Annotated in this window: 12 protein-coding genes; 5 read left to right on the plus strand and 7 right to left on the minus strand. The window is 39.6% G+C overall.

All coding sequences use genetic code 11. The features are described from left to right. Nucleotides 1–24: 24 nt before the first annotated feature. Together CH361_RS17090 and CH361_RS17095 are read right to left on the minus strand one after the other, a co-directional pair. A complete protein-coding gene (locus CH361_RS17090) occupies nucleotides 25–912 on the minus strand; it encodes a HEAT repeat domain-containing protein (protein WP_100792038.1) in 888 nt (295 codons plus the stop codon). 44 nt (nucleotides 913–956) lie between these two features. Next, nucleotides 957–1,505 (minus strand): polyhydroxyalkanoate synthesis regulator DNA-binding domain-containing protein, encoded by a 549-nt coding sequence (locus tag CH361_RS17095; protein WP_100792039.1) that lies wholly within the window; start codon nucleotides 1,503–1,505, stop codon nucleotides 957–959. Between the two features lie 58 nt (nucleotides 1,506–1,563). On the opposite strand from CH361_RS17095, the gene CH361_RS17100 reads away from it, so the two are divergent. Beyond that, entirely contained in the window at nucleotides 1,564–2,427 is an 864-nt protein-coding gene (locus tag CH361_RS17100) for a hypothetical protein (protein ID WP_100792040.1), read from the plus strand. 9 nt (nucleotides 2,428–2,436) lie between these two features. Here CH361_RS17100 and CH361_RS17105 read toward each other — a convergent pair whose 3' ends face one another. The 5 genes from CH361_RS17105 to CH361_RS17125 are packed head-to-tail and all read right to left on the minus strand — an operon-like array spanning nucleotide 2,437 to nucleotide 7,245. Further along, complete coding sequence (locus CH361_RS17105) at nucleotides 2,437–3,210, minus strand: hypothetical protein (RefSeq protein WP_100792041.1); 774 nt, start codon at nucleotides 3,208–3,210, stop codon at nucleotides 2,437–2,439. A 17-nt stretch (nucleotides 3,211–3,227) separates the two neighbouring features. Continuing rightward, on the minus strand, nucleotides 3,228–3,737 hold the full coding sequence (locus tag CH361_RS17110) for a TlpA family protein disulfide reductase (RefSeq protein WP_100792042.1): 510 nt from the start codon (nucleotides 3,735–3,737) through the stop codon (nucleotides 3,228–3,230). A 5-nt stretch (nucleotides 3,738–3,742) separates the two neighbouring features. Further along, nucleotides 3,743–4,642: a decaprenyl-phosphate phosphoribosyltransferase gene (locus CH361_RS17115; protein WP_100792043.1), complete on the minus strand. Its 900-nt coding sequence runs from the start codon at nucleotides 4,640–4,642 to the stop codon at nucleotides 3,743–3,745. Beyond that, on the minus strand, nucleotides 4,639–5,664 hold the full coding sequence (locus CH361_RS17120) for a hypothetical protein (RefSeq protein ID WP_341864924.1): 1,026 nt from the start codon (nucleotides 5,662–5,664) through the stop codon (nucleotides 4,639–4,641). The genes CH361_RS17115 and CH361_RS17120 overlap by 4 nt, the downstream gene beginning before the upstream one ends. A gap of 54 nt (nucleotides 5,665–5,718) precedes the next feature. Continuing rightward, the gene (locus CH361_RS17125; protein WP_100792045.1) at nucleotides 5,719–7,245 is read right to left on the minus strand and encodes a TrkH family potassium uptake protein; all 1,527 of its coding nucleotides are present in this window, start codon (nucleotides 7,243–7,245) and stop codon (nucleotides 5,719–5,721) included. Between the two features lie 126 nt (nucleotides 7,246–7,371). On the opposite strand from CH361_RS17125, the gene fusA reads away from it, so the two are divergent. The 4 genes from fusA to CH361_RS17145 all read left to right on the plus strand — a co-directional run bounded on the left by fusA (nucleotide 7,372) and on the right by CH361_RS17145 (nucleotide 12,534). Further along, the gene (fusA, locus tag CH361_RS17130; protein ID WP_100792046.1) at nucleotides 7,372–9,489 is read left to right on the plus strand and encodes an elongation factor G; all 2,118 of its coding nucleotides are present in this window, start codon (nucleotides 7,372–7,374) and stop codon (nucleotides 9,487–9,489) included. A gap of 99 nt (nucleotides 9,490–9,588) precedes the next feature. Beyond that, nucleotides 9,589–10,227: an LIC_10271 family cell wall hydrolase gene (locus CH361_RS17135; protein ID WP_100792047.1), complete on the plus strand. Its 639-nt coding sequence runs from the start codon at nucleotides 9,589–9,591 to the stop codon at nucleotides 10,225–10,227. Next, nucleotides 10,227–11,456, plus strand: coding sequence for an amidohydrolase family protein (locus CH361_RS17140; protein ID WP_100792048.1), 1,230 nt, complete (start codon nucleotides 10,227–10,229; stop codon nucleotides 11,454–11,456). The genes CH361_RS17135 and CH361_RS17140 overlap by 1 nt, the downstream gene beginning before the upstream one ends. A gap of 25 nt (nucleotides 11,457–11,481) precedes the next feature. After that, nucleotides 11,482–12,534 (plus strand): tetratricopeptide repeat protein, encoded by a 1,053-nt coding sequence (locus CH361_RS17145; protein WP_100792111.1) that lies wholly within the window; start codon nucleotides 11,482–11,484, stop codon nucleotides 12,532–12,534. Nucleotides 12,535–12,541 lie beyond the last annotated feature (7 nt).

The raw sequence follows: 12,541 nt of genomic DNA on the forward strand, positions 1-12,541 counted from the left end.
TGTCCACAATGAAAAATAGAAAACTTAAGGAGTGTGAAGAGAAACCAAAAATTGATAATCAGATTTCATCTGTTTTAAAACCTTGGGATCATTCTCAGACTGAATCACCTTTTCTAAGTAAGGTGCCGAGATTCGAAAATCCAATCGTCGGAGTGCATCTGATGCTTTGGCCCGAACCTCTGGATCTTTATCTAAGAGTGATTCTAAAACTGCTTTATAATTTTGATTGGGCAATCGTTCCAACCCAACGAGTGCCGAAAGAATTGAAATTTTTGTATAAGGAACTGTCTCCTTACCTAAGGCTTCTTGTAAGCTTGTGAGTGATTCTCGTTTCCCCGAAAAATAGAGAGCGTCGGCAGCCGCACTTCGTAGATAAAAATTGGGACTTGTCAGTGCTGATTTGATCGTGGTTTCCGATTCAGGAGTCAAAGGTAAGGAGCCAAGAGCTCTTAAGATTTCCCCACATGCTAAGGTAATCGGGATCTCACCATCCTCGTAAAAATAAGGACTAGAGACCGAAGTACGATCGGCCACTCCATCCTTCCAAGTTCGTTTTTTAGGAGGATTGTGTTCCGGAATGTTCGCTGACTCCTTTTTATAAACCTGAATCAAATGGGGAACGGCAATTTTTTCCCCTTTTTTCCCGAGAGCCTGGGCCGCGTAAAATTTCACTGCCGGTGCGTTCCCCGGACTTGCAGGAAAATCAGAAGAACCTTCCATTGCTGAGATAATGTCACGGATTCCTTGATTGGATTTAACAAACGCAAGCTGATCTATAGCATCACGAATTTCAAATACATTGGAGGAAGAAAGTCTGGTGCGTTGGATCTCAAAGAACCTGTCTCCCGTTTCGGCGATGACTACCACCGGTACAATGAGAACAGAGAAATAAATAATAGACTTTCGAATCATTCTAAAACCTCCCTAGTAGGGACGCATATTCTAACCGATTTCTGCTAATTTTCTTTTAATTTTTCTGCGACTTCTTTTAATTTTTCGGAAAGATCCCCGAGGGTAGCTTTGTCTTCTACCAAAATGGATTGGCTGAATTTTTCCAAATCTCTTTGGATTTGTTCCTTCTTTTCGCTGGCTCGGGAGGCCATTTTGCGTAAAAGATCCTCTCTGTAGTGACTGAAATCAGCTTCTTTGAGTTCTCCGAGTTCCACCATAGAGGTAACAATTTTTTCCAAACGTTCCGAGGTTAGATAATTGGCACCGATCCCACCAAGAATCAGTCGTTCGAAAAGTCCAGATACATCTCGTCCCGTTTCACGAATGAGAGAGGTTAACATAAAGTTAGAAAAATCTTCGTTTCTTTGTCCGAGGCTGACTTTGAGAAAGGTTTGGCCCAAAATTTTAGGAGTGATGTCTTCTCCTGTCATATTGTCTTGGACCTTAATTTCTTCTCCTCCGATGATCATCTTGGCCACATCTTCTAAGGTGATTGTGGAGCTAGTTTCTGGATCATAAAGTCTACGGTTTGCGTATCGTTTAAGGAGCTTCATCGGAGATGCTTTTTAAAATGACTTTCAAGCCCAGGGGGTCAACTAAAATACAATCGTAATGGACTCTCTATTCGGTGCTGTTTTGACACAACTTCCCGAGCTTGAAAAAAACCTGATCATAGCATGGTTACAAGTACAAGGATTCGTCGTAAAAGAATGTACACAGAAAACTTGGAAAGACCATCCAGACTCCATTCGATTTTTTTCGAAACCAACACCTGAGATCGCAAAAGAATTATTGGATTGGAGCATTGAACCAGTATTATGTGGTAATTTTACAAAAGAAGACAAAGAAATTTATAAAGAAATGGGAGTTTCCCTATTATGGGAAAAATCATACACAGAAATCCATACTTTCCCTTGTAAAACCTTACCTTTGTCAAAATTGACTTGGGTAGTGTACACAAAGGATCCCATCTTTGACAAACACCTATCTGTATTTTTAAAAGCAATGGGTCAAACTGTATTCACCGAAGGAAATATGGAATACCTAGTCAAAAGGATCCAAACAGGACCTTGTCATTTTCTGATTTTAGATTGGGATATCTCTGATCCAAGAACTGTCGTTTCTGGACTCACAAAACTTAAAAGTGAAAAACAATTTTTGTCCTTAGGGATCAAAGACTTTATGAAAGAACATCTCTATCGTGATTTAAAAACAGGAATTGGAACCATTTCGGAAGTGCTTGTTTCTAAATCAGATTTTTGGAATGTATTATTAGAAAGTTTTCCACTGACAGAAGAATTCAAAACAGGGAATGGTTACAAGGAAACTTCAAAATCTGTTTCTAAACTTAGTTTCACCTTTCAAGAAAAACAAATTCCAGTCACGATGCAATTGATCGAATCTATCTCTCAAAACATTACAGAAACAGGTCCACAAATCAAAAATATTTTAGGTTTATTTAATTGGTTTATATAAGATTCGATTTCATTCAAAAAGTAACATATCATCACTAGAAAGTTCACCAGCACCACGATTGGGAAAAGCTTGTTCAAAAAAAAGTGCGGCGAGTAAATCAAAGTCCTCGTCTTCAACACGATTTTCTAACTCCCAAAGTTCATTCCTACGTTTGATGAGTAATGATACAGTTGCATCTTCCAATGCAAATTCAATCTTCAAACGATTGAGTGTGCGAATGAAAAAATTTAAATTATAAATTACGTAATCTCGGAAATAAGTAAGTCCAGCAATGGTAGGTTCGTATTTTAAAAGTGCCTCGGTCAAATAACAGGCCGTTTTTAAATCTTCTGTGGCACCCGTTTCTTTATAGGCTTTAAAAATATGATGAACCGTTTCATGCATGGAAATGGTAGAATGATAGGAATCCTCAATAAGCCTTATGGCTTCTGGATGAGATTCCATATAAGCAAAAACATCTACGATTTCACGATTGGCCACGGCGCGTTTTCTTTCAGCATCTGCAGGGTCCTCTGTGACTTTGGGATCCACAAGAAGGATAAAAAGATATTTGGTTTCAAAGGCAAATCTAGATTCTTTTGGGATGTAGTATTCGATCCAGATCGGTTCCTTGTAGTACTCGAGTGATTCTTGGAAACTGAGTTCTGGTGTGACTTTGAGAGATTTGAGTTTTTTTACGTCATCGGTGATGACTTTTTTTCCTTCTACCCTAGTTTTACTGCGTTTGATTTGTCGGAGTTCCGACTTATTCAAAAGCGGTTTGGGTTTGAAGGAAGAATCCATGTTATATCATCGACAATTTAGAAGAACCGCAAAAGAAAAGAACGCAACCAAAACCCAATTGGGCTTAAGATTCCCGTATCGGAAAATACAACCTTACCCTCTTCATTCAAAAATACCGTTGTAGGATAAGCAGAAATCCTCCATTCCTTTAACATCCTATAATCAGCTGCATAAATCGGATGTTTGGCATCTGGTGTGAGTTTTGTCATGATGTCTTTGGTTTCTTCCGAATCTTCAGCTTCCAGAACGGAAAGGAAGATGGTAGATTTGGGCAGGAAACTTAAATTGGCCTCTAAAATGGGAGAGTAAGCCTTACAGATGGTGCACCAGGTGGCCCAGAAATAAACAACCTTGGAATGCCCTTTCCAAGAATTTGCCTCCGTAGGAGTAGTGGCCAGAATCTCAATCGGGACACCCGGTTTTGTGTCCCTACCCTTAAAATAAGCAAAACAAAGGGTGGTCGAAAAAAAGAAAACAAAGGCGGAGACCACCTTCCATCCATACGGTAATTGCTTCCAAATCTTCATAGTCTCTATTGTAAGACTGGTGGCTGGCCAGATATGTTCCCAAACATTAAAAATAAGATGAGAAGTAACCAAATGAATCCAGAAACAAGAACACTGACATCCGTGAGAATGGCTTTGGTTGGGTTATGACCCATGTTCTTTATATAAATGATGTAGAGAGAGCGAAAGATCGCATAAACCACAATTGGTACTGTATAAACCATATGAGGTGTTCCTAAACTTTTGGCAGTCTCTGGGCTGACTGCATACATAACGTAGCTAACAAGCGTTAGCGTAGCAACCACAGCCATCATCAAATCTAAAAACTCAATGGAATACTCTTCTAAAATCTTTCGATGTTTTCCAGCATCGGTCTTCAGGATATTGATCTCTCCCCTGCGTTTGGAAAATCCCCAAAACAGAGCCAACATAAAAGTACAAAGCAATAACCAATGTGAAAACTCAACTCCAATGACAACGGCACCCGCAATGGCACGTAACACAAATCCAATGGAGATACTCATCACATCCAAAATCACAATATGTTTTAAAACTTTGCTATATAACATATTAAAAAGAAGATAAAAGATAGTGAGGTAAAAGAAAACTGGGGAAAGTTTATAAGCACCAATGAGCGCTACAGGAAGTATGATTCCCGTAATGGCGAGAGCAATTCCAGAATCCAATTCCCCACTGGCAAGCGGTCTATGTTTTTTCTCTGGATGTTTTGCATCTTCTTTTTGATCCAAAAAATCGTTAAAAACATATTGGCAGCTTGCCACAAGGGAAAAACAAAAAAAGGCCAAACAAACTTTTGTCAGTGAAGGGAGTTCAAAAATCTTTTTTGAAAAAATTAGTCCAGCAAATAGGATCACATTTTTGATCCATTGAGGAACTCGCATTAATTTGAGGTATAAGTAGATCATTTTTTCTTCACTTTATGGGCTTCAATGTATTTCATTTTGAACTTAATGGTTTTGGCATCATTTAGAGTTGGGAATACCAATTGAATTTGCGGATCAGATCCTGTTGTAATCATTTCCACAATCTCACCAGGTGATTGTTTACCAGCAGTTTTGATATCGATAATTTTCAAAAAATCTTGGTAATCTTCTGGTAACAAATTTGGACTCACGACAATTTTTTTAGAATAGATTTCCTTTCCCTTCGAATCCAAGATACTGATCTGATCCAAAACAAATCGAATCCCTCTTTGTTCTAAAGGATCAATTCTAAGACCGCCAAAATTTGACATAGATTCGGTAAGTGCGAATTGAAATTCCACCCAGTCCCCTATGTCTTTTTTTAGGACTGGTAATACAACCATCCTTTCTTCAGAAGTTCCAGGTTTCTCTTTACTGACAAAGGTATAGAGTCGTATGGATTGATCCTTAAATACAGGATATTTGTACTGGTAATAAAAAAATCCGAGAAAACTCAAAACAATGATAGAGGTAAATAAAATGATACGAATCTTTCTGACCAATTGAAACGAATCTAAAGCAGTCACATAACGCACACTAAAGTCTTTTTTGGTTTCATCTAATAGGTATTCGTATGTATCTAAGGCTGATGAAAAATATTCATCTAACTCTTTACTAGAAAGTTCTGCCAGTTTTTCAAAAAACTCCAAAAATCGAAATGGTTTGAATTTTTTATCCGATTCAGGAATGGAAAAATTAGAGAGACTTGCCCCAAATGGAATTTCTTTTTGATTTGTTCTTTGTAATTGGAAATTAACTAAATCATAAGTTAGGTAACGAAAAAGAAGTTTTGTATCATCCCATTTGTCGCTCGACAAAAGGAGTTCTATGGATTCCAAACGAGACTCGATTGATGATAACGTTTTTTTTTGAGAATCCTTTTGTTTCTCTAAGTCAAGTTCAGAAGGACTTAAAACAGGATTCTTCCAGGTTGAAAACAATAAATCTCGAATGCGTAATTTCACAAATACCAAGTTTGGATTTTCCTTAAAATACTAAAACTGATTTTTATCACGATTCTAGCCGACTTGGATTTTCACACCATCGTCAACAGTTCCCATTTTAGGCACCCCAGAGTGACCAGTGGCAGCGATCAGAACCGTAAAGATTCCCACTCTCCCTACATACATCACAGCAGCATAAAATACCTTTTCAATGTCTCCCAATTGAGATGTTAAATTCAAACTAAATCCAACCGTAGAAAAAGAAGAAATCAGCTCAAAAAAGATGACATGTAATGAATGTTGGTTTTGGTCCAAAATTCCAAGAAAAATAAAAATAAAGGCTAAGGCAATGGTCGCAAGGAAGTAAACTCGAATGGCGACAGCCACCGAATTTTTAGAAACAATCTCCCCAAATAACATTACAGGTTTGGAAGGTTGAATCACATTTTTTAAATAAGCAAGTAACAAAACAAAGGTGGTGATTTTTATACCACCAGCCGTCCCTTGGGGACCACCACCGATAAACATAAGAACAATAATGATGATAATACTGGCATCATTGAGATGCCCCAAATCCATTGTAGAAAAACCGGCAGTACGAGAACAAACAGACATAAAGAAAGCATTGGAAATTTTATCGGCCAGAGCTAACCCATGAAAGGTATGTGGATTGGAACGTTCCAAAAAATAAATCCCAACAAAACCAAACAAAAGCAATGCGAAGGAACCATAAACCAAAAGTTTTGACTGAATTCTTGTTGTTTCCCCCCGCAAATGTTTGTTATAATCCTCAATCCTATTTTCTAAGAAAGCAGAGAACTGAGCAGGAAGTAATAATAACCTTGGAACATTGCCGGTTTTTAATGCCTTTTCCATCATCAAAGTTTCGGCCATCACTTCAATCCGATACACAATTCGAACAAATACAGTTAAGAGAAATTTTTCCAAAAGGATGATGACCGGAAATCCAATCCCTCCAAAAATCACAAGGCCAGAAACAATGTATAAAGAAAAAGGATCCAAACGAAGTGCACTGAGATCATCAGTGATAGAAAAACCAGCGTTGTTAAATGAGGAAACAGCAGTGAATAAAGAAAAAAACCACCGAGAGTTTCCCTCTTCCACACCTTCGGGCATATGGAGATAAAGTCCGATCGCTCCTAGAATTTCTATGGAAAATGAAATATTGATAATGGAGAGTAACATCCGATTGACTTCGTTTGTGGCAAGAGATTCCGTTTCTGCTTGGGTATCAATGGCCGCACCGACAAAGGCATTGAAACGAGCATTACGTGAAATTCCTTGGGTGATGAGAAATCCTACAATCACAGTAAAACTAATGATCCCGAGTCCTCCTAGTTGGATGAGAAAAAGCATAATCCAGTGAGTCGATGGATTGAGTCCAGAAAGGGGGACGGGAGAGAGTCCAGTCACACAAATGGAAGAAGCAGAAAGGTAAAAACTATCTACATAGGAAAGTTCCCCCTCCTCCGAAATATAGAGTGCAAAGGAGCCGACAAGGATGGCAGTAAAAAAGCCGAGACAAACCACTCGGGCAAAAGACAATGTTCGAAAAAATCGATTGAAGTGCGCTAGCGGCATATTCCCCTAATCTCTACTTTCTCCAAGATTTTCCCTTTGACTAAAAATCCCAAGTACTTTACAAACGCAGTCCATTTCAGATTTTGGTAGAATCAATTCAAGTTTAACGACTATTTTGAGGAAAATATGACCTCTGCGACAGAAACCAAACGCGACCCTAAACTGGAAAGAATCCGTAACATCGGAATTTCCGCACACATTGACTCTGGTAAGACAACTCTTACAGAACGTATTTTATTTTATACGAACAAAATCCACGCCATTCACGAAGTACGTGGTAAAGACGGTGTGGGCGCCACTATGGACAGTATGGACCTCGAAAGAGAAAGAGGGATCACTATCCAGTCAGCGGCAACTTACGCAACTTGGAAAGACATTACCATCAACATCATTGATACTCCGGGCCACGTTGACTTCACGATCGAAGTAGAACGTTCCCTTCGTGTACTTGACTCTGCTATTATGGTTCTTTGTGGAGTGGCGGGAGTTCAGTCTCAGTCCATCACTGTAGACCGTCAGATGAAACGTTACAGTGTACCTCGCGTTGCCTTTATCAACAAACTTGATAGAACAGGTGCTAACCCTTGGAGAGTGATCGAACAACTTCGTGAAAAACTTCATTTGAATGCACACGCAGTTCAACTTCCTATTGGTTTAGAAAACGACCTAAAAGGGATTGTTGACCTTGTCGAAATGAAGGCCTACTACTTCGAAGGTCCAAACGGACAAGATATCAAAATCACGGAAATCCCTGATGAATTAAAAGACCAAGCGAACGAAAAACGCGAAGCTCTTCTCGATGCGGTTTCTCTTTTCAGTGACGAACTCACAGAAGAGATGTTAGAAGGTGCGCCTTCGGAAGCACGAATCAGAGAAGCGATTCGTCGTGGAGTTCTCGCTCTTAAATTTGTTCCTGTATTTATGGGTTCTGCCTTTAAAAACAAAGGGGTTCAAAGACTTCTTGATGGAGTTGCTGACTACCTTGCATCCCCTTATGATGTAGAAAACAAAGCAAAAGAAATCGGAAACGAAGAAAACGAATTCAATTTAGAATCAGATCCAGAAAAACCACTCGTTTGCCTAGCATTCAAACTGGAAGACGGTCGTTACGGTCAGTTAACTTATGTTCGTGTTTACCAAGGTAGACTCGAAAAAGGTATGACGATCTATAACTCATCAAATAACAAACGCCATAATATTGGACGTCTTGTTCGTATGCACTCTAACGATATGGAAGATATCACCAAAGCAGAAGCAGGAGATATCGTAGCACTATTCGGTATTGATTGTGCGTCTGGGGATACATTCACTGATGGAAAAGCAAAAGTGACTATGGAGTCCATGTTTGTTCCAAACCCAGTGATCTCTCTTACAATTGAATGTAAAGAATCAAAACAACTTCCAAACCTTGCGAAGGCACTCAACCGTTTCACTAAGGAAGACCCTACCTTCCAAACAGAAATCGATAAAGAGTCTGGACAAACCATCATCAAAGGGATGGGAGAACTCCACCTCGAAGTTTATATCGAACGTATGAAACGGGAATACGGTGTGGATCTAGTCACTGGCGCGCCACAGGTTGCTTACCGTGAAACGATTACTAAGTCTGCAGATTTTGATTACACTCATAAAAAACAAACGGGTGGTCAAGGTCAGTTCTCTCGTGTGGCTGGTTTTATCGAACCAATCCCACAAGAAGAAGGAAAAGACTACGAATTCGTAGATAAAATCGTGGGTGGTTCCATCCCTCGCGAATACATCGGATCTTGCGATAAGGGTTTTCGTTCTTGTTTAGAAAGAGGATCCCTCATTGGATTCCCTATCATTGGAGTTCGTTGTGTGATCAATGACGGTGCTTACCATGATGTGGATTCATCTGATATGGCATTCCAAATTGGTGCGCGTTACGGTTTCCGCCAAGGATTCGGTAAAGCAGCTCCGATTATCTTAGAGCCAATCATGAGAGTGGAAGTAGAAGGTCCGACAGAATTCCAAGGAGCCATCCTTGCTTCCGTCAACCAAAGACGTGGTATGATCTTAAACACAACCGAAGAAAACGGTTACGCTAAGATCGAAGCGGAAGTTCCTCTTGCGGATATGTTCGGTTACTCCACTGTGCTTCGTTCTTCTACCCAAGGAAAGGCAGAGTTTGCTATGGAATTTTCCAAGTATGCTCCTGTTCCAAGAAACGTAGCGGACGAGTTGATGAAAAAATACAAGGTCAACAACAAAGAAGAAGAATAAACCCTTCGTTTTGGTTCGATTTTGGAAAAGGCGGGCACTCCCCGCCTTTTTTATTGCCCTCTCTCTTTTACCTGTCGATACTTCTAAAAGAGTCAAGGGATGCGAAAACTTCATTACATTCTAATTTTTTTGGGTTTTGCGCTCCTATTCCCCATTTCTGCCAAACAAAATCAAAAATCAGAAACTCCATCAACGTACCGCGTGACAAAGGGAGATTCCTGGTTTGGAATCGCTCGAAAATTTAAAGTTTCCCCCGAAACCTTAGCCAAGTTAAACGGCCGTACTACAAGTGAAAACCTTTATGAAAGAGAACTGTTACGAATTCCCAAAGGAAATGAAAAGCTAACATTCGCTCCCGAATCAGTCCTCAAAGAAAAACCTTCCAATCCTTTGGATAGGAAAGAGAGAGTTCTAAAAAAGTTTTCCGAACTCACTTACGATCCACACAAAGGAATTCAATTCCAACGCGGTGTTTCTTCCCTTGTGCGAGCAAGTCTTCCCGGTAAAGTAGTTCACGTAGATTATATGGATGGGTATGAAAACTTTGTGATCTTAGAACATCAAAATGGACTCTATTCTGTTTATGGGAATCTGGAACGAATTCAGGTAACAGAAGGCCAACAGGTAAAATCGAAAGATCGTTTAGGAATTTTGGCAAAGGACAAAGGCCTCTATTTCCAGGTGAACCAAAACAAACAAAACCTGAATCCAGAGAAAATTTTAGAGGGAGGAATCTAATGACAAACTCTGTTTTATTTCAATCTGGTTCGGTGTATCGCAATGGAAAATTAGAGGACTTAGACTTACAGGTCGATGGTGAAAAAATTTCCAATATAGATACCAACCTTTCCCCAAAAACAAATACCTTTCGCGTATCCTTAAAAGGTAAAAAACTATACCCAGGTTTTATCAATTCCCATGACCATTTACTTGCAAGTTATCTCCCCAAAGTAGGAGGAAACGAAAAACACAAGTCTTGGTTGTCCTACGACAATCTTTACAAAAGTTCAGGAGTGTTTGCCGAACGCCAACAAGTAGATCCAGAAATTTTATATTATTTAGGCGCTTATAAAAATCTTTTTGCTGGTGTCACAACCGTCTTTGATCATATCCCGCATCAGGTTCAAAATCCATTCCGAGGAATCCTTCCCGTAAAACTCATTTCCGATTACACGATTGCCCACTCGGTTGGGAACTATAGTTTGGGTTGGGGAGAAGGTCCGGCTCTGGAATACCGAATGGCAGAACATGCTGGCCTTCCTTTTGTAACTCACCTGGGAGAAGGTTTAGATGACGATTCTAAACAATCCCTCCGTCAGTTAGAAAAAATGGATGCTCTCGGCGGACATTCTGTACTCGTACACTGTTTACCCTTTGGACCAAGGGAAGTAGAAAAAATTCTAGAAAAAGGTGCCTCTGTTGTATGGTGCCCTACTTCCAACCTTCATATCTTTGGCAAAACAACGAATATCAAACTCTTTCTGGATATGGGAGTTAACGTATGTTTGGGGACAGATTATTCTGCAAGTGGATCGGTAAACCTTTTAGAAGAATTAAAAACTGCCAAATCTATCTATTTTGGATTGTATGGAGAAGAATTACCAGAATCCACATTACTTAAAATGATCACAGAAAATCCAAGAAAGGCGTTTCGCTTAGGAAACCCAGATGCTCTGATGCCAGGTCTTTCCGCAGATTTACTTGTAGTAAACGATGATAAAAATAAATCAGAAATCACTGTGTCCGACTTATCGTGGAAACATATCGATCTTGTTGTCATTGATGGATATCCAATTTACGGATCAGAAGAATATAAGTCTCTCTTTCTCCATTTTGGTTTAGAAACAGAAGAATTATCCATCGATGGTAAAATAAAATTGGTTGCTGGTTCACCAAAAAAACTCTTGAAACAAGTTTCTGACAGTGTCGGTTATAAAAAGAGTTTGGCTTTTTTACCTAATTTTTGAAAATGAAGCGCAAGCGAGGCATGAGTTGTCAGGTCCCATAGTACGTAATTACAAAGGAGGTTCCATCGTCTACTTCGAGAAAGACAAGGCGGAGGATATCTTTGTACTACAAAAAGGTCGTGTTGTACTAACTTACACGAATATCAACGGTGTGGAGCTGAAAGAGGATGTAAAACTCGGTGAGTTTTTCGGAGTTAAGAGTGCCATAGGCCGCTATCCTAGAGAAGAAACGGCACAAGTCATTGGAGCTGCTACAGTTCTTGTCTTCAAAGTTCCTGAATTCGAGAAATTTGTCTCAGACAAAACCCATTTAATCATTAAAATGCTAAAAGTGTTCTCAAGCCAGCTCCGGCAGGTCCACCGCCAGGTTAGGGAAATCCTCGGCCAAGGGGAGGCCAAAAATCCTGCCTTCGAACTCATGAATGTGGCCGAAGTTTTTTACAAAAATGGAAACTTTGAACATGCCGCATACGCTTTTGAAAAATACTTACAACACTATCCGGACGGAATGTACGTAGACCGTGCAAGACAACTTGTAGACTTAGCTCGCAAAAAAACACCTTTTCCTCTCACAATACAAGAGTTAGTCTACAAACCAGAACCAGGAGCCCAAGCCGGTAAACTTCAGGAAATGCTAAAAACTATGGCAGTTCCAACGCAAAATTCTGGTTCTAATATCGATCCCAATTCCATTCTTTCCCAATACGATAAGGCCTCTACTCTTATGAATGCAGGAAAGTATGCAGAGTCGATCGACCTATTCAAAACTGTGTCCGAGAGAACGGACTCAGTCACCCAAGAAGAAGAACAGTTTGTCGAAAACTCATTATTTTATATGGGTAAGTCTAGTTACAAAGCAAAAGACTACCCGAGTGCCATCTCACATTTTTCTAATTTCATTAAAAAATATCCCAAAGGTCTCTTACTCAAAGAAAATCTTTATCACCTAGCACTTGCTACAGAATCCTCTGGTGACAAGGAAAAAGCCAAACAGTTATTCCAAAAGGTAACACAAATGCCACCTTTGGATGATAGTATCTCAGAAGATGCTAAGTCCAAATTGAAGGGAGGTAAGTAGTGAACGA

Source organism: Leptospira brenneri (assembly GCF_002812125.1).
GTDB classification, from domain to species: Bacteria; Spirochaetota; Leptospiria; order Leptospirales; family Leptospiraceae; genus Leptospira_A; species Leptospira_A brenneri.

Excerpts from the sequence above, each read along its gene's own strand:
- CH361_RS17125 (WP_100792045.1), bottom strand. The coding sequence starts at position 7,245 with ATGCCGCTAGCGCACTTCAATCGATTTTTTCGAACATTGTCTTTTGCC.
- CH361_RS17140 (WP_100792048.1), top strand. The coding sequence starts at position 10,227 with ATGACAAACTCTGTTTTATTTCAATCTGGTTCGGTGTATCGCAATGGA.
- CH361_RS17105 (WP_100792041.1), bottom strand. The coding sequence starts at position 3,210 with ATGGATTCTTCCTTCAAACCCAAACCGCTTTTGAATAAGTCGGAACTC.
- CH361_RS17100 (WP_100792040.1), top strand. The coding sequence starts at position 1,564 with ATGGACTCTCTATTCGGTGCTGTTTTGACACAACTTCCCGAGCTTGAA.
- CH361_RS17090 (WP_100792038.1), bottom strand. The coding sequence starts at position 912 with ATGATTCGAAAGTCTATTATTTATTTCTCTGTTCTCATTGTACCGGTG.
- CH361_RS17095 (WP_100792039.1), bottom strand. The coding sequence starts at position 1,505 with ATGAAGCTCCTTAAACGATACGCAAACCGTAGACTTTATGATCCAGAA.
- CH361_RS17135 (WP_100792047.1), top strand. The coding sequence starts at position 9,589 with ATGCGAAAACTTCATTACATTCTAATTTTTTTGGGTTTTGCGCTCCTA.
- CH361_RS17110 (WP_100792042.1), bottom strand. The coding sequence starts at position 3,737 with ATGAAGATTTGGAAGCAATTACCGTATGGATGGAAGGTGGTCTCCGCC.
- CH361_RS17115 (WP_100792043.1), bottom strand. The coding sequence starts at position 4,642 with ATGATCTACTTATACCTCAAATTAATGCGAGTTCCTCAATGGATCAAA.
- fusA (WP_100792046.1), top strand. The coding sequence starts at position 7,372 with ATGACCTCTGCGACAGAAACCAAACGCGACCCTAAACTGGAAAGAATC.